Origin of the sequence: Thermoactinospora rubra (assembly GCF_002093975.1) — a bacterium.
GTDB lineage: Bacteria > Actinomycetota > Actinomycetes > Streptosporangiales > Streptosporangiaceae > Nonomuraea > Nonomuraea rubra_A.
Genome location: NZ_MSZZ01000045.1, coordinates 33,504 through 49,740, shown reverse-complemented (window position 1 = coordinate 49,740; position 16,237 = coordinate 33,504). Strand labels below are relative to the sequence as shown.

At 72.8% G+C, this 16,237-nt stretch carries 14 protein-coding genes; 5 read left to right on the top strand and 9 right to left on the bottom strand.

Translation table 11 applies throughout. From position 1 onward, the window contains the following. Nucleotides 1-19: 19 nt before the first annotated feature. Nucleotides 20-685, bottom strand: coding sequence for an LmeA family phospholipid-binding protein (locus BSB02_RS30325; RefSeq protein ID WP_158088768.1), 666 nt, complete (start codon nucleotides 683-685; stop codon nucleotides 20-22). Nucleotides 686-706: 21 nt separating this feature from the next. Beyond that, nucleotides 707-949 carry a MoaD/ThiS family protein gene (locus BSB02_RS30320; RefSeq protein WP_084964098.1) on the bottom strand — a complete coding sequence of 81 codons (243 nt, stop codon included), beginning with the start codon at nucleotides 947-949 and terminating at the stop codon, nucleotides 707-709. A gap of 252 nt (nucleotides 950-1,201) precedes the next feature. On the opposite strand from BSB02_RS30320, the gene BSB02_RS30315 reads away from it, so the two are divergent. Continuing rightward, on the top strand, nucleotides 1,202-1,915 hold the full coding sequence (locus BSB02_RS30315; RefSeq protein ID WP_084964096.1) for a response regulator transcription factor: 714 nt from the start codon (nucleotides 1,202-1,204) through the stop codon (nucleotides 1,913-1,915). Here the strand turns inward: BSB02_RS30315 and BSB02_RS30310 are convergent. Continuing rightward, nucleotides 1,902-2,357, bottom strand: a complete 456-nt coding sequence (locus BSB02_RS30310; protein WP_084964095.1) for an Lrp/AsnC family transcriptional regulator — start codon at nucleotides 2,355-2,357, stop codon at nucleotides 1,902-1,904. The two genes, BSB02_RS30315 and BSB02_RS30310, sit on opposite strands and share 14 nt — an antisense overlap. A gap of 108 nt (nucleotides 2,358-2,465) precedes the next feature. On the opposite strand from BSB02_RS30310, the gene BSB02_RS30305 reads away from it, so the two are divergent. From BSB02_RS30305 to BSB02_RS30290, 4 genes are all read left to right on the top strand, one after another. Continuing rightward, entirely contained in the window at nucleotides 2,466-5,795 is a 3,330-nt protein-coding gene (locus tag BSB02_RS30305) for an indolepyruvate ferredoxin oxidoreductase family protein (protein WP_084964093.1), read from the top strand. A gap of 8 nt (nucleotides 5,796-5,803) precedes the next feature. Next, entirely contained in the window at nucleotides 5,804-6,934 is a 1,131-nt protein-coding gene (locus BSB02_RS30300; RefSeq protein ID WP_084964091.1) for an acyl-CoA dehydrogenase family protein, read from the top strand. Between the two features lie 176 nt (nucleotides 6,935-7,110). Beyond that, complete coding sequence (locus BSB02_RS30295) at nucleotides 7,111-8,559, top strand: cytochrome P450 (RefSeq protein WP_206184971.1); 1,449 nt, start codon at nucleotides 7,111-7,113, stop codon at nucleotides 8,557-8,559. Between the two features lie 2 nt (nucleotides 8,560-8,561). Further along, on the top strand, nucleotides 8,562-9,380 hold the full coding sequence (locus tag BSB02_RS30290; RefSeq protein ID WP_084964087.1) for an AfsR/SARP family transcriptional regulator: 819 nt from the start codon (nucleotides 8,562-8,564) through the stop codon (nucleotides 9,378-9,380). Here BSB02_RS30290 and aroF read toward each other — a convergent pair. Genes aroF through BSB02_RS30260 form a run of 6 tightly spaced genes read right to left on the bottom strand, consistent with a single transcriptional unit; the run spans nucleotide 9,372 to nucleotide 16,235 of the window. Then, nucleotides 9,372-10,406, bottom strand: coding sequence for a 3-deoxy-7-phosphoheptulonate synthase (gene aroF / locus BSB02_RS30285; RefSeq protein WP_084964085.1), 1,035 nt, complete (start codon nucleotides 10,404-10,406; stop codon nucleotides 9,372-9,374). The two genes, BSB02_RS30290 and aroF, sit on opposite strands and share 9 nt — an antisense overlap. Beyond that, nucleotides 10,403-12,142, bottom strand: coding sequence for a non-ribosomal peptide synthetase (locus BSB02_RS30280; RefSeq protein WP_084964083.1), 1,740 nt, complete (start codon nucleotides 12,140-12,142; stop codon nucleotides 10,403-10,405). Before BSB02_RS30280 ends, aroF begins: the two co-directional genes overlap by 4 nt. Beyond that, entirely contained in the window at nucleotides 12,139-12,723 is a 585-nt protein-coding gene (locus tag BSB02_RS30275; protein WP_084964082.1) for an anthranilate synthase component II, read from the bottom strand. Before BSB02_RS30275 ends, BSB02_RS30280 begins: the two co-directional genes overlap by 4 nt. Further along, a complete protein-coding gene (locus tag BSB02_RS30270) occupies nucleotides 12,720-14,159 on the bottom strand; it encodes an anthranilate synthase component I family protein (RefSeq protein WP_084964229.1) in 1,440 nt (479 codons plus the stop codon). Before BSB02_RS30270 ends, BSB02_RS30275 begins: the two co-directional genes overlap by 4 nt. Beyond that, complete coding sequence (locus BSB02_RS30265) at nucleotides 14,156-15,559, bottom strand: phenylacetate--CoA ligase family protein (protein WP_084964080.1); 1,404 nt, start codon at nucleotides 15,557-15,559, stop codon at nucleotides 14,156-14,158. The genes BSB02_RS30270 and BSB02_RS30265 overlap by 4 nt, the downstream gene beginning before the upstream one ends. Then, nucleotides 15,546-16,235, bottom strand: coding sequence for a flavodoxin family protein (locus BSB02_RS30260; protein ID WP_084964078.1), 690 nt, complete (start codon nucleotides 16,233-16,235; stop codon nucleotides 15,546-15,548). Before BSB02_RS30260 ends, BSB02_RS30265 begins: the two co-directional genes overlap by 14 nt. Between the last annotated feature and the right edge of the window lie 2 nt (nucleotides 16,236-16,237).

The following is a 16,237-nucleotide window of genomic DNA, read 5'->3' as shown; positions in this document are numbered from 1 at the left end:
GGGGCGGATCGGTTCGACGTCACCCACGGAGCGGCACGTCGTTCGCCTCGGCCACCAGCTCCAGGCCGGCGGGCACGGTCCTGACGTCGGTGAGCTTCACGTTGAAGGGAAGCCTGGCCTGGACCGGGATGGTGTAGCTGACGAGCTTGGCGAGCTGGTCGGGGACCCCCTCGATCTTCTCGGCGATCACGCGGATGCCGCCCTCGCCCAGCTCGACGCGCATCTGGGCGTCGACCTTGACGCGCTGGACGCCGAACAGCACCTCGCCGGAGGCCATGAGCCGCCCGCCGCTCGCGGAGATCTTCACGCCCTTGGGCGCGAACCGGTCCACGGTGGCCTGCGAGACGACGCCGCGGATGGTCACGCGGCCCGCCGTGATGCGGGGCCGGTTCTGGAGGATGTCGGCCAGCGGCGCGGTGACGTCGTAGGCCGCGCCGCGCACGTCCTGCACCGGCACGCCGCCCATGGTCAGCGTGCCCAGGTCGAACCGGACCTCCTGGTAGTGGCCCGAGACGGCCTGGGTGAGGAAGGGGATGCCCTCGATGGAGACCTCGGGGGGTTCGCTCAGCTCGGCGCTCGCGGCGATGCGGTTGGCCAGGTCGCGTTCCACGCCGGCCACCGCCACGCGGTCGACCACCGCCAGGAGGGCGATCAGCACGATCAGGAAGATGAGGAGCTTCCGCACGAAGATCGAGCCTCCCAGATGTCATCCGCCCGCGAAAGGCGGCAGGACCTCCACCGTCACCCCGTCGGTCAGCACGACCTGGTCGTGCGGGCGCCTGCCCACGGGCTGCCCGTCGACCAGGAAGGAGGAACGCCTGACCACGTCGCCGAGCCTCGGTGTGATGTCGGCCACCAGCTCGGCCAGCGTCGCGGCCTCGAACGGCTCCTCGGCCACGCCCGCGGCCTCCTTGGCCGCAGCCCAGTAGCGAATCGTTCCGACGGCCATCTGTGCTCCTTTGGTCGCGCCTGCGGCGCTCCCTGTTCGGGGCGCCTTTCAGGCCCGCTCTTCCCTCGTCGCTCCGTCGCTTCGCTCCTCCGCTCCTCAGTCCAGAGCGGGCCGCGCCCCTCACGGGCTTTCTGGTCAATTGTGCACGTCTCATTACTCGGGCGTGTTGGGAAGCGTGAGAGCCTCTGGGTTATCCTCACTTACGGGACCTGGGCGATGTAGCCCCCGGGTCCCTCTGTGTTTGGAGGCTGGATGAGCAACCTGCTCCTGCTGACCAACGCCCTCGCCCCCTCGGCGGAGGTGCTCCCGGCGCTGGGGCTGCTGCTGCACTCGGTCCGCGTCGCCCCGGCGGAGGCCTCCGCGCTGATCGACGCCCCGCCCGCCGACGTGGTGCTGGTCGACGCGCGGCGCGAGCTGGTCCAGGCCAAGAGCCTGTGCCGGCTGATCAGGACGACGGGCATCGACTGCCCGCTGCTGGTCATCGTGACCGAGGGCGGCCTGGCGGCGATGAGCGCCGAGTGGGGCGTCGACGACGTCCTGCTCGACAGCGCGGGTCCGGCCGAGGTCGAGGCCCGGCTGCGCATGGCCATGGGGAGGTTGGCCATGCAGGCGGCCGAGGAGGTGCCGGACGAGATCCGCAACGGCGACCTGTCCATCGACGAGGCCACCTACACCGCCCGCCTGCGCGGGCGCGCGCTCGACCTGACCTTCAAGGAGTTCGAGCTGCTGAAGTACCTCGCGCAGCACCCCGGCCGGGTCTTCACCCGCGCCCAGCTGCTGCAGGAGGTGTGGGGCTACGACTACTTCGGCGGCACCAGGACCGTCGACGTGCACGTCAGGCGGCTGCGCGCCAAGCTCGGCCCCGAGCACGAGGCGCTGATCGGCACCGTGCGCAACGTCGGCTACCGGTTCGTCCCCGACCGCGGCGGCAGCGACCAGAAGGAGTCGTCGCTCACGAACGCCTGAGCGTGTCGCGCGTCCAGGAGCCCATCACCATCAGCGTCTTGGTGCCGGTGACGTTGCCGGTGCGGCGCAGGGTGTCGATGACCTGCTGCAGGTGTTCCAGGTCGCGGGCGCGCACGTGGATGAGCGCGTCGGGGTCGCCGGCGATGGTGAAGACCGCCTGGACCTCCGGCACGCCCGTCGTCGTCCGCACGATCTCGGCGACCGGCGTGCTGCCGGAGTAGCGCAGCTCGGTGAAGGCCTGGATGCCCCAGCCGAGCTTGGCGTAGTCGATGGTGGCGGTGAAGCCGGTGATGACGCCGATCTGCCGGAGCCGGTCGACGCGCCGCTTGACGGCCGCCACGGACAGGCCGATCCTGCCGGCCATCTCGGAGAAGGTCCGCCGGCCGTCCTCCCGCAGGAGACGGATGAGCTGGTGGTCGAGATCGTCAAGCTCTTCCGGCACGCAAACCAATCTAGGTTATTCCCGGATTCGCGCAAACCCTTTGCTTTTTTGTCCAGATATGTCGGCAGATGCTTGCTTCCACCGGGACAGCGTTGCTGTGCTTGGCCCGTGCGCGTTCACCTCGACGACAAGTACACCGCCGCCGGTGGCCGTGTGCTGATCTCCGGCATCCAGGCCCTGGTACGGCTGACGCTGGAACAACGCCGCCTGGACGACTCGCGCGGGCTGGACACCCGCGTGTTCGTCTCCGGCTACCAGGGCTCGCCGCTTGCCGGCGTGGACCTGGAGATGGCCCGCGCCGCCCGCTTCCTGGAGCCGGCGGGCGTGGTCTTCCGTCCCGGGCTGAACGAGGAGCTGGCGGCCACCGCCGTGGCCGGCACCCAGCTGCTGGGCCAGGTGCCCGGGCGCAGGCACGAGGGGGTCACCGGCTTCTGGTACGGCAAGAACCCCGGCCTGGACCGGGCGGCCGACGCCATCCGCCATGCCAACCTCGCCGGGACCGCGCCGCTGGGCGGGGCGGTCGCCTGGATCGGCGACGACCCGGGCTGCAAGTCCTCCACCGTGCCCAGCTCGTGCGAGCCGATGTGCCAGAGCCTGGCCATGCCGCTGCTCGCGCCGGGCTCGGTCGCCGAGATCATCGAGTTCGGGCTGCACGCGGTCGCCCTGTCCCGCGCCAGCGGGCTGTGGGTCGGCCTGAAGATCGTCGCGGACATCGCCGACGCCTCGGCCGTCGTCGAGCTGGGCGGCCACGACATCCCCGAGCCGGACCGCACGCCCCGGCCCGCCACGCCCGCCCTCGTCGGCCCGGCCGCGCTGGACGCCGAGCACGACCTGCTCACCCGCCGCCTGGACCTCGCCCGCGCCTACGCGCGCGACACCGGGCTCAACCGCGTCGTCTTCGACGCCCCCGGGGCGCGGCTCGGCGTCCTGGCCTCGGGCACCGGCTTCGCCGTGGTCCAGCGCGCGCTGCACGACCTCGGGCTGGACGAGGCGCGCATGGCCGAGCTGGGGCTGCGCCTCATCCGGCTCGGCATGCCGTACCCGGTGGACGCCGGCGAGCTGGCCCGCATGACCGCGGGCCTGGAGCGCGTGCTCGTCGTGGAGGACAAGGTGCCGTTCCTGGAGGGACACCTGAAGGCCGCGCTCTACGGCCGCGACCACACGCCCGCCGTGGTCGGCCGCGAGCTGCTGACCGCCCGCGGCACGCTCGGCGCCGACGACGTGGCCAAGGCGCTGGCCCGGCTGCTGCCCGTCGAGCTGCCCGAACTGCCGCGGCTGCGCCGTACGCTGCCGCTGGTGGCCGCGCGCACGCCGTACTTCTGCTCGGGCTGCCCCCACAACACCTCCACCCGCACGGGCGAGGGGACGCTGGTCGGCGTGGGCATCGGCTGCCACGCCATGATCGCGCTGGACGGGGCGGGACGCGGCACCCAGGTCGGGCTCACGCAGATGGGCGGCGAGGGCGCCCAGTGGCTGGGCCTGGCGCCGTTCACCGACGACCCGCACTTCGTGCAGAACCTCGGCGACGGCACCTTCCACCACTCCGGCTCGCTGGCCGTCCGCGCCGCCGTCGCCGCCGGGGTGACCATGACCTACAAGCTCCTCTACAACGACGCGGTCGCCATGACCGGCGGCCAGCGCGCCGAGGGCCGGCTCGATGTGCCCGCGCTGACCAGGCTGCTGGCCCTGGAGGGCGTGCGGCGCGTCGTCGTCACCACCCCGAACCCCGAGGACTACCGCGGGGTGCAACTCGACCCCATCGCCTCGGTACGGCACCGCGACGAGTTCGCCCAGGTCGAGAAGGAGCTCGCCGCCGTCGAGGGCGTGACGGTGCTCATCCACGACGACCGGTGCGCGGCCGAGGAACGGCGGCTGCGCAAGCGCGGCAAGCTGCCCACGCCCGCCGAGAAGGTCGTCATCAACGAGCGCGTCTGCGAGGGCTGCGGCGACTGCGGCGAGAAGTCCACGTGCCTGTCGGTGCTGCCGGTGGAGACCGAGTTCGGCCGCAAGACCCGCATCCACCAGCCCTCCTGCAACACCGACCTGAGCTGCCTGAAGGGCGACTGCCCGTCCTTCCTGCTGGTACGGCCCGGCACCAGGCGGCCGCGCCAGGCCGTACCGCTGCCCGACCTGCCCGAGCCCGCGCGGCGCGTGGACTCCTCCGGCGAGGTCGTGCTGCGGATGCCGGGCATCGGCGGCACCGGCGTGGTCACCGTGTCGCAGATCCTCCAGATGGCCGCCCACCTGGACGGCCTGCACGCCGCCGGGCTGGAGCAGACCGGGCTGGCTCAGAAGGGCGGCCCCGTCGTCAGCGACGTGCGCATCTCGCCGCGGCCGATCACGGGCGCGGTGCGCGCCTCCCGCGGCAAGGCCGACGTGCTGATCGGCTTCGACCTGCTCGGCGCGGCTTCGGACGGGAACCTCGCGGTGGCGCGGCCTGGCCACACGATCGCCGTCGTCAACACCACGCTCGTGCCGACCGCCGCGATGGTGACGGGCCGCGACAGGCTGTCCCCGGGCGGCGCGCTGGAGCGCATCGAGGCCGCCACGCGCCCGCAGGACAACCTCTACCTGGACGCGCAGGGCCTGGCCGAGGAGCTGTTCGGCGACCACATGCCGGCGAACATGGTGCTGATCGGCGCCGCCTACCAGCACGGCTGCCTGCCGCTGTCGGCCGCCGCGATCGAGGAGGCCATCAAGCTGAACGGCGCGGCCGTCGAGAAGAACCTCGAGGCCTTCCGCCGCGGCCGGGCCGCCGTCGTGGCGCCGGCCGCTCCCCCGCAGGCCGAGGAATCGCTCGAGTCGGTGGTGGCCCGGCGCGTCGCCGACCTCACCGAGTACCAGAACGCCGCCTACGCCCGCCGCTACGCCGACGACGTGCGCGAGGTGACCGAGCTGGCCGTCTCCCGCGCCGGCGAGGAGCACGGCACCCGCATCGGCCTGGCCTACGCCAGGTCGCTGCACAAGCTCATGGCCTACAAGGACGAGTACGAGGTCGCGCGCCTGCACCTGGACCCGGCCGAGAAGGCCAGGCGCGACGCCGAGTTCGGCCCGGACGCCGAGGTCGCGGTGCTGCTGCACCCGCCCGCGCTGCGCGCGCTCGGCGTGAAGCGCAAGATCAAGCTGCGCCGCTCGGCCCCGCTGGTCTTCAGGACCCTGCGCGCCCTGCGGGGCCTGCGCGGCACGCCCTGGGACGTCTTCGGCTACGCGCACGTCCGGCGCGTCGAGCGGGAGCTGATCGAGGAGTACCGCACGCTCATGCGGCAGGCGCTCGACCGGCTCACCGCCGACACCGCCGAGGCGGTCGCCTCGCTGGCCGCGCTGCCGGAAGCCATCCGTGGGTACGAGGACATCAAGCTCAACCGAGTCACCGAGTTCCGTGAGCGCGCGAGGCAGGCTCTGACCGAGCTGTCCTCCCGCGCCGCCCAAGTCGCCTAGGAGACGTCGTGGCCGTCGACCGACTCCTCCCCACCCAGGAGGCCTACGACCTGATCGACCTCACGCGCGAGATCGCCGACAAGGAGCTGGCCTCGCGGGTGGACGAACACGAGCGCAACGAGACCTACCCCGAGGGGCTCTTCGGCATCCTCGGCGCCGCCGGGCTGCTCAGCCTGCCGTACCCGGAAGACGTGGGCGGCGGCGGCCAGCCGTACGAGGTCTACCTGCAGGTGCTGGAGGAGCTGGCGGCGCGCTGGGCCGCGGTCGCCGTGGCCACCAGCGTGCACACGCTCGCGTGCTACCCGCTCTTCACGTACGGCACGCCGGAGCAGGTCTCGCGCTGGCTGCCGGACATGCTCGGCGGCTCGCAGATCGGCGGCTACAGCCTGTCGGAGCCGCAGGCGGGATCCGACGCGGCTGCCTTGGCCTGCAAGGCCACGCGCGTGGAGGGCGGCTACCTCATCAAGGGCACCAAGGCGTGGATCACCCACGGCGGCCGCGCGGACTTCTACGCCCTGTTCGCACGCACGCCCGGCGGCGTGTCGTGCTTCCTGGCCCCGGGCTCCGCCGAGGGGCTCACCTTCGGCCGGCCGGAGGAGAAGATGGGCCTGCACGGCGTGCCGACGACCTCCGCCTTCTGGGACGACGCCTTCCTGGAGGAGGACCGGCTGATCGGCGCGGAGGGCCAGGGGCTGCAGATCGCGCTCTCGGCGCTGGACTCCGGCCGGCTGGGCATCGCGGCGTGCGCGACCGGCCTGGCGCAGGCGGCCCTGGACGCGGCGGTCGCCTACGCGAAGGAGCGCACCACCTTCGGCCGCCGCATCATCGACCACCAGGGGCTCGGCTTCCTGCTCGCCGACATGGCCGCCTCGGTCGAGTCCGCGCGGGCCACCTACCTGGAGGCGGCCCGGCGCCGCGACGCGGGACTGCCGTACACGCGCCAGGCGTCCATCGCCAAGCTGGTCGCCACGGACGCGGCGATGCGGGTGACGACGGACGCGGTGCAGGTGTTCGGGGGGTACGGGTACACGCGGGAGTTCCCGGTGGAGCGGTACATGCGGGAGGCGAAGGTCATGCAGATCTTCGAGGGGACGAACCAGATCCAGCGGCTGGTGATCTCCAGGCAGCTCGCGCGCTGAGGGAACGCGCGTCCGCCGGTGGCCGTCCGGTGATCGGCTCCGCGCTCACCGCCACCAGCCGGGAGCTACGCCTCTTCACCGCCGGGATACCTAACACGTAACCGGTTCACAACTGGCCACTCCTAGGCTGCACTCGCTCTTCCCGATGACCATGTCAAGAGATCCGGGAGACGATCGTGGCACTAGCGACCAGACGAAACGGCAAGCTGTGGCCCGAGGTCGAACGCCTGCCGCACCCGCAGGGGCGGCTGCCCCTCCTCGGTGACGTCAGAACGGCGACCCCGGCGACCCCGATGCAGGGCGCGATGAAGTGGGCGCGTGAGCTGGGCCCCATCTACCATGCCAAGCTGCCCGGATTCCAGATGGTGGTGGTGTCGGGCGCGGACCTCGTCGCCGAGCTGGTGGACGAGTCGCGCTTCGCCAAGCACGTCGGCTTCGGCATCGACGCCTACCGGCCGGTGACCGGCGACGGGCTGTTCACCGCCTACAACGACGAGCCGAACTGGCAGCTCGCCCACGACATTCTCATGCCCGCCTTCAGCCGTGAGGCCATGCGGCGCTACCACGGGGCGATGCTCGGCTGCGTGGAGCGGTTGATCGACGCGTGGGACAAGCAGTGCGGCGGGCCGTACGTCGACGTGGTCGGCGACATGACCAAGCTGGCGCTGGACACGATCGGCGTGGCCGGGTTCGGCTACGACTTCGACTCCTTCTCGCGGCCCGACCTGCACCCGCTGGTGGCGGCCATGATCTCCACGTTGCAGCATTCCACCAAGACGCCGATCGCCCGCTGGCTCGGGCGGCGGCGCAACGAGGAGAGCGTGCGCTACATGCACCGGCTGGTCGACGAGGTCGTGCGCAAGCGCAAGGAGTCGCGCGACACCGGCGTGCAGGACCTGCTCGGCGCCATGCTCAACACCGAGCAGGAGGGCACCGGGCGCAAGCTGAGCCTGGAGAACATCCGCTACCAGATCCTGACCTTCCTCATCGCCGGGTACGGCACGACCGCGGGCATGCTGTCGTTCGCCCTGTACTTCCTCAGCACCCATCCGGAGGCGCTGAAGAAGGCGCAGCGCGAGGCCGACGAGGTCCTCGGCGCCTCCGGGGGTGCGCCGACGTTCGAGCAGGTCGCCAAGCTGCGCTACATCCGCAGGGTGCTGGACGAGGCGCTGCGCCTGTGGCCGCCCGCGCCCGCGTTCCTGCGCGAGGCCCGGCACGACACCACGCTCGGCGGCCACCCCATGCGCAAGGGCGCCTGGGTCGTCGTCCTGACCCCGATGCTGCACAGGGACCCCGTCTGGGGCGCGGACGTGGAGGCGTTCGACCCCGACCGGTTCCTCCCCGAGGCGGTGCGCGCCCGGCCTGGCCACGCCTACCGGCCGTTCGGCACCGGCCTGCGGTCCTGCATCGGCCGGCAGTTCGCCCAGCACGAGGCGACGCTGGCGCTGGCCATGCTGCTGCACCGCTACGAGCCGGAAGGTGAGCCCGGCTACGAGCTCAAGGTGTCGGAGGGCGGGTTCTTCATGCCCGCCGGCTTCCGGCTCAGGCTCACCCGGCGCACTCCCCAGGCCCCCGTCGCGGAGAGCGGGCTGTCGGCGGGCGTCGGGCCCGCCGACCGGACGTGACCATGGTGGAGGACGCGCCGGACCACAGCCTCCGGGTGCGCATGCTCGGCGCGTTCTCTCTCACCGTGTCGGGGGTGCCGGTGCTGAGCTGGCGCGCGGGCAAGGCGCGCACCCTGTTCCAGTACCTCGTCAGCCACCGGGAGCGGCTGGTCCTGCGCGAAACCCTCTATCAGGCGTTATGGCCGGGACGTGAGTGGTCGCCGAGCTCCAGTTCGCTGAAGGTGGCCGTGCATGCCGTACGGCGCGCCCTCGGGGTCGGTCCCCGGGGGTGCGAGCGCTGCGGCATCGGGATCGAGCACCGCGACTTCGGCTACGTCCTGCACGCCGACAACGTGTGGGTGGACATCGAGGACTTCGAGGCGAAGATCGACGCGGGGCGCGCGGCGGACCGGCGGGGCGAGGTGCGCGCCGCGCTGTCGCGGTACCGGGAGGCCATGGAGCTGTATCGCGGCGACTTCCTCCAGGAGGAGTCCGGCGACTGGATCGTGGAGCACCGGGAGTGGTACAGGTCCCTGGCGCTGCACGCGCTGACGCGATTGTCGGCGGTGGCCCTGGACCACGACGACGTGGGTGACGTGTTGCGCTGGTCCGCCCGGCTCATCGAGCTGGAGCCCTATCGGGAGGAGACCTACCGCCTGCTGATCAACATGTGCGGGCGGCTGGGCGACAGGAAGGCCGCCAAGGCGTGGTTCGACCGGTGCGTCTCGCGGTTGCGCGGCGACCTCGGCGTGGAGCCGAGCCCCGCCACCGTGCAGGCGTACGTGTCGGCGGCGCGCGGCCGGACCTCGATCGTGCCGCGCCCGGCCAGACGCTCAGCCTGACGCCCCTGCCGGGGTTGCGGCCAGCTGCCGCCCCGCCGCGGCGGCGGCCGGCCGCAGCCCGGCCATCAACGCGGGCAGGTCCGCCACGTGCAGCGCCTGCTCGGCGTCGCACCGCGCCGTCTCGGGGTCACAGTGCACCTCCACGATGACGCCGTCCGCGCCCGCCGCCGCGGCGGCCAGCGCCAGCGGGATCACGCGGCTACGGCGGCCCGCCGCGTGGCTGGGATCGACGATCACGGGCAGGTGGGTGCGCTCCCTGAACACGGTGACCGCGGTCAGGTCGAGCGAGAAGCGGTAGCCGGTCTCGAAGCTCCTGATCCCCCGCTCGCACAGCACCACCTGGTGGTTGCCCGCGTCGAGCAGGTACTCGGCGGCCATGAGCGTCTCGTCGATGGTGGTGCCCGCGCCGCGCTTGAGCAGCACGGGCAGGCCCGAGGCGCCCACCTCGCGCAGCAGCGGGTAGTTCTGCACGTTGCGTGCCCCGATCTGGAGCATGTCCACGCTGCCGGCCATCAGCTCCACGTCGCGGACGTCGAGGACCTCCGACACGACGGGCAGCCCGGTCTCCCTGCGCGCCTCGGCCGCCAGCTTCAGCCCGTCGGCGCCCAGCCCCTGGAAGGAGTACGGCGAGGTGCGCGGCTTGAACACGCCCGCGCGCAGCGCCTGGGCGCCCGCGTCGCGCACCGCCGCCGCCGTGGTCAGCAGCTGGTCCCGGCTCTCCACCGCGCACGGCCCGGCGATCACCACGACGTCGGGGCCGCCGATGAGCGTCCGGCCCAGCCGTACGCGGGTGCCCTCGGCGGCCGACTGGCGGGCCGCCAGCGGATAGTCGCCGCTGAGCGCGCTCACCTGCGCCACCTGCGGCAGTCCCGCCAGGACCGCGCCGACGCGGGCGGCCGGGGACGGGGACGACAGCACGGTCGCCGAGTGGGAGCGGCAGGGCACGCCCGCGTCGCGCAGCCGGTCGACGACCTCGCCCAGCCGCTCCTCGTCGGTTCCGTCCCGCAGCACGATCAGGGTCGTCATCGGTCGTTCCCCCGCTCCTCGATCAGCGCGGCGAGCTCCTCCACGGTCCCCGCCTCGAACAGGTCGGCCATCCCGAGCTCCACCCCGAACAGGTCCTTGACCCCGTCCAAGACCCGCATCGCGGTCACCGAGTCGCCGCCGAGCGCCAGGAACTCGGTGCGCACCCCGACCTCGGGCAGGCGCAGCAGTGTCGCCCACAGCTCGGCGACCTGCTTTTCCGTCTCGGTCCGCGGCGCGACGAACGCGTCCGCGGCCTCGCCGGGCGCGGGCAGCGCCGCCCGGTCGATCTTGCCGTTCGGCGTCGTGGGCAGCGGCCCGACGACGTACGCCGCGGGCAGCATGTACTGCGGCAGCCGCGCGGCCAGCGACCGGCGCAGCTCGGCGGGCACGATCGTGGCGCCGGGACGCGGCTCCACGTAGGCGGCGAGCGCGTCGTCGCGCAGCACCACCGCGCACTGCCGTACCCCCGGCTGCTGCGCCAGCACGCTCTCGATCTCGCCCAGCCGCACCCGGTAGCCGCGGACCTTCACCTCGTCGTCGGCCCGCCCGACGATCTCGATGAGCCCGTCGGGCCAGACCCTGGCCTGGTCGCCGCTGCGGTAGAGCACCGGGTGGGGGTCGCCGGGCATCGGGTTGGCCAGGAACCTGTCGCGCTCGGCGTCGGGCCGGTTCAGGTAGCCGGCCGACAGGCTGCGGCCGGAGATGTACAGCTCGCCGACCTCGCCGGTGGGGACCGGCGCGAGGTTCTCGTCCAGCACGTACACGCGCACGCCCGGCACCGGCGTGCCGATGGGCGGCCTGCGCGCGGCGCGTTCCTCCTCGCCGAGCGCGGCGGCCGTGGCCGTGAGGTCGCACGTCGCCACCACGTTCGCCTCGGCCGAGCCGTACACGTTGAGCACCTGGTACGGCAGGCCCGGCGGCGGCCAGTTCCGCACGCGCTCGCCGGCCACGCGCATGGAGCGTAGGTGCCCGTCCTTTGGCCAGTCGAGCTGCCACAGCCGTTCGGCCATCGCGGTCAGCTGCAGGGTGTGCGTGATGCGCTCGGCGACCAGCCAGTCCCGCAGTTCCTCCGCCGAGCCGGTGACGGCCGCGGGCGGGATGTGCAGGGTGGCGCCCGCGGCGAGCACCGGGAAGCAGTCCACCTCGACCAGCCCGAACCCCGGCGAGCACAGCCAGGTCCCGCGCGAGTCCGGGGTGATCCCGCACTGCTCGATGAGGACGCGCACGGTGTTGCGGAAGGGCTCGTGCCGCAGCAGCACCGCCTTGGGCACGCCGGTGGAACCCGAGGTGTAGGCGATGTGGCTGGTGCCGTTGTCCGCGGGCCGCCGGTCGGGCTTGCGCGCGGGCGCGGCGGCCCACTGGCCGCTCAGGACCACCTTCACCCCGGCGGGCAGGGCGGCGGCCGGCCCTGGCCGGGTGACCACGGCCGCCGCGGCCGAGTCGGCCAGCATGAACGCCAGCCGCTGCGCCGGGTAGGCCGGGTCCATGAGGACCACGCACGCGCCCGCCTTGAACGCAGCGAGCTGCGCCACCAGGTTCTCGGCGCTGCGCTCCATGAACACCCCGACGGCCGCCCCCTCGCCCACGCCGAGGTCGATCAGGTGGCACGCCAGGCGGTTGGCCTCGGCGTCCAGCTCGCCGTAGGTCATGGTCACCCCGCCGGCGACGATCGCCGGGCGGTCCGGCGTCGCCGCGGCGACCGCCTCGATGAGCTCGTGGACGTGGACGACGGTCATCGGTTGCCTCCGGTCGTGGCCGCGTGCCAGTTCTTGATCATTTGCAGGCCGTCCTCGGTGCTGATGCTCTCGGGATGGAACTGCACGGATTCGACGGGGAGTGTCCGGTGGCGCAGGCCCATCACGTAGCCGTCGTCGAGGGATCTCGCGCTGATCTCCAGGCAGTCGGGCACCGAGTCCTCCGTCACGATGAGCGAGTGGTAGCGGGTGGCCTCGAAGTCCGGCGGCATGCCGGTGAACAGGCCTCTGCCGTCGTGGCTGATCCGGCTGGTCTTGCCGTGCATCAGGTGGTCGGCGGGCCGCACGCGGGCGCCGTAGGCCAGGCCGATCGCCTGGTGCCCGAGGCAGATGCCCAGGATGGGCAGCTCGTGGGCGAAGTGCCGGACGATCTCCACGTGGCCGGACGCGGCCGGGTGGCCGGGTCCCGGGCCGAGCAGGACGGCGGCGGGCCGAAGCTCGCGCACCCTGGCCGGGGTCACCTCGGTGGAGCGCAGGACCACCGGGTCCGCGCCGACGGACAGCAGGTACTGGTGGAGGATGTAGACGAAGCTGTCGAAGGCGTCCACGACGAGCGTCCTCACAGCAGCTCCTTCCCGGTCACCGCCCAGTGGGCGGCGCTCAGCTTGGCGAGGGTCTCGTTCCACTCCCGGTCCGGCGCCGAGTCGGCCACGACGCCCGCCGACGCCCGCGCCCGGTAGACGCCGTCGCGGTGGACCAGCGTGCGGATACACAGGGCGAGGTTGACGGCGCCGCCCGCGCCGATGAGGCCGAGCGCCCCGGCGTACAGGCCGCGCCTGCTGCGCTCCACGTCCTCGATGATCTCCATGGCGCGGATCTTGGGCGCGCCGGTCATCGTCCCGGCGGGGAACAGCGCCGCGATCACGTCGTAGGCGTCGAAGCCGTCGGCCACCCGCGCGGTCACGGTCGAGACCAGGTGCAGGACGTGGGAGTAGCGCTCCACCGCGAACAGGTCGGTGACCTGCAGCGAGTCGGCGCGGCAGATGCGCCCGAGGTCGTTGCGGCACAGGTCGACGAGCATGGTGTGCTCGGCCAGTTCCTTGGGGTCGCCGCGCAGCTGCGCCGCGGCCTCCTCGTCCGGCACGATGCCACGGCGGGCGGTGCCCGCGATGGGCCGCATGACGGCCGTGCCGTTCTCCACGCGCACGAACAGCTCGGGGCTGGAGCCCACCACCGTGTGCTCGCCGAGCGGCGCGAGGTACATGTACGGGGAGGGGTTCCTGGCGCGCAGCCGCCGGTAGACGTCCACCGGGTCGCTGCGGCTGCGCATGGCCAGCTCGTGGCCGATCTGCACCTGGTAGATGTCGCCGATCGCGATATGGTCCAGGCACCTGGCCACGTCGGCCAGGAACTCCTCCCTGCGTGTGTCGTCGGCCACCTCCGCCGGGTGCAGGGGTCCGGGCGGGCCGAGCCGCGCGCCGCGCAGCAACCCGGCGATGTCGTCCACGTCCAGCGCGGGCCACGCGGGCGACTGGTGGACCAGCAGCTCCGAGCGGCCGCTCACCCGGTCCACCGCCAGCAGGCCCTGGTGGACCGCCAGGTGCACGTCGGGCACGCCGGGGTCGGCCGTGATGAGCCGCGGCAGCTCCTCGATGTAGCCGGCGGTGTCGTAGCCGAGGTAGCCGAAGAAGCCGAAGGCGAACTCGGCGGCCGACCGCTCGGCGTCGAAGGCCGACTCCACGGCCCGCAGCACCGGCCAGAGCGCCCGCCGGTCGGGCAGGGTGGCGCCGTCCTCGCCGAGCAGCGGCCGGATCCGGCGCAGCGCCTCCTGCCGCAGGACCGGCAGCCCGCTCACCGTCACGCGCCCGCGCGTCACCGACACGGCCAGCAGCTCGCCGAAGCCGACGTACTGGTGCCTGACGTCGGCGAGCGGGCCCTCGGCCGACTCCAGCAGGTACACCTGGCGGCGGCCGAACGCCTCGGCCAGCGCCAGGTAGGCGGCCAGCGGGTCGGGGACCCCGACCCTCCGGCGTACGGTCTTGACAGGGATGCGGTTCATCTCGTCACGGAGAAGCGGTGGGCGACCTCGCGGGCGACGAGGGCGGCCCCGTCCGGCTCGGTCCTGTGGTCGACGATCCTGGCCGCCTTCCAGCTCACGAACGCGCCCGTGCTCGTGACGGGGTCCAGGTCGGTGTCGATGACGACGGTCGTGGCGGCGCCCGTCAGCTCGCGCAGCCCGGTCGCCACCTCCTTCTCGACGCGCGCGTGGTCGGCCCAGGGCAGCAGCTCCAGGCGGACCGTCAGCTCGTCGCGGCCCTGGCGGTCGCTGGTGATGACCACCTGGTAGCCCAGGCAGCCGCGCACGTCGCGCAGCACCGCGGCCTCCAGCTCCACCGGGCGGAGCAGGGCGCCGCCCACGCGCAGCCGGTCGTTGACGCGGCCGGCGACCTCCACGATCCTGCCCGGCATGGGCGCGCCGGGGGGCTCGGGGCGCAGCCGCACCAGGTCGCCGGTGCGGTAGCGGATGAGCGGCTTGATGCCGTCGACGAGCATCGTGAGCACCAGCTCGCCCTCGCCGTGGTCGCCGACGAGCTCGCCGGTGTCGGGGTCGACCAGCTCGACCAGGTAGTTCAGCTCCGACAGGTGCAGCAGGCCGTCGACGGCGCCGGTGGCCACGCATAGGGCCTCCTGCGAGCCGTACAGGATGGGGAAGACCTCGGCGCGCGGCCAGACGGAGGCGACGTTGGCGGCGTACTCGGGCGAGCAGATCTCCCCCAGCACCAGGAACGTCGTGATCGGCAGCTCGTCCAGGTCGTAGCCGTGGTACTGGGCGGCCTTGGCCAGGCTGAGGCACAGGGCGGGCGCGCACACGACCACCTCGACGCCGAGGTCCCTGATGAGCCGCAGCGCCTTGGCGAAGCCGACCCTGGGCGACTCCGGCCAGATCTTCACATGGCACAGGTCCAGCACGCCCGTCACCGCCGTGAACACGTCGCCGAACGCGTACAGCTCCGACGGTCCCATCAGCCCGACGACCGGCCTGCGCGTGCCGAAGCGGGCGGCGAGGAAGCGCCGCCACGACTCCTCCACGGCCGAGTTGCTGGCCAGGATGTCCCTGGCGCCGCGCGGGCACGGCGTGGGCGGCCCCGTGGTGCCGTTGGTCTCGTAGAAGATCCGCGCCTCGGCCACCTCACCCGCCAGGACGTCGTACTGCGCGTCACGCAGGTGCTCCTTGGTGGTGTACGGCAGCGCCGCGAGCGTGTCCGGCGTGATGCCGCCGACATCGATCCCGGCCAGATGCTTGCGGTAGAACGGCGAGCGCTCGGTGACGTGGCGCAGCACGGCGGCGAGCCGGGCACGGCGCCAGCGGTCCCAGTCGGCGGCCGTCATCGCCCCGCCGTAGAAGCGCTCGCGGGCGGCGGCGTGCTCGCGGGCGAAGACCTCCTCAGCCGAGGGCATGGCCCACCGCCTCATCCGCGAAGTTCTCGACCGGCAGGCCGAGCCGTTCGTTGCGCTCACGCGGGGCCAGCAGCTCCGCCCGCCCGCCGAGCGCCCGGTACTCGCGCAGGACCTCGATCATGTCGATCATGCGGTCGACCATGCGGCGCACGTTGATCAGGCCCTCCTCGTCGTCGGCCGCCTCCCCCACGTGCAGCGCGTGCACCTCGGCGGGGAAGCCGCTGCCCGCCAGGATCATCCGGTTCAGCAGCAGGTTGGCGGTGAGCTGCTGGTAGGCGACGCTGGCGCTGTAGCGGCGCGCCAGCACGATCACCCCACCGACCTTGTTGGTCAGCGGCCTGGTGAAGCGCAGGTAGCCCACCCCCGAGCGCTCGATGAAGGTCTGCATCAGCGCCCCTGCCGCGAACCCGTGCACCGGCGTCGCGTAGATCACCCCGTCGGCGGCGGCCATGCGCTCCACGACCGCCGGCACGTCGTCGTCGACGACGCAGGGCACGGTGCGCCGGTTGCAGTCACCGCAGGGACCGCACGGCCCCATCCGGATGGCGCGCAGGTCCACGGTGTCGAACTCCACGCCACGCGCTTCGGCGATCTTGGCGGCGTAGCGGAGCACATAGGCGGTGTTGCCGTCTCGTTCAGACCCGTTGATGGCGACGATCTTCGGTATGGCGGTCACGC

What these genes read in the sequence shown, in the direction of transcription:
- BSB02_RS30265 (WP_084964080.1), bottom strand. Translation starts at nt 15,559, where the DNA reads ATGCCCTCGGCTGAGGAGGTCTTCGCCCGCGAGCACGCCGCCGCCCGC.
- BSB02_RS30270 (WP_084964229.1), bottom strand. Translation starts at nt 14,159, where the DNA reads ATGAACCGCATCCCTGTCAAGACCGTACGCCGGAGGGTCGGGGTCCCC.
- aroF (WP_084964085.1), bottom strand. Translation starts at nt 10,406, where the DNA reads ATGACGACCCTGATCGTGCTGCGGGACGGAACCGACGAGGAGCGGCTG.
- BSB02_RS30280 (WP_084964083.1), bottom strand. Translation starts at nt 12,142, where the DNA reads ATGACCGTCGTCCACGTCCACGAGCTCATCGAGGCGGTCGCCGCGGCG.
- BSB02_RS30290 (WP_084964087.1), top strand. Translation starts at nt 8,562, where the DNA reads ATGGTGGAGGACGCGCCGGACCACAGCCTCCGGGTGCGCATGCTCGGC.
- BSB02_RS30320 (WP_084964098.1), bottom strand. Translation starts at nt 949, where the DNA reads ATGGCCGTCGGAACGATTCGCTACTGGGCTGCGGCCAAGGAGGCCGCG.
- BSB02_RS30315 (WP_084964096.1), top strand. Translation starts at nt 1,202, where the DNA reads ATGAGCAACCTGCTCCTGCTGACCAACGCCCTCGCCCCCTCGGCGGAG.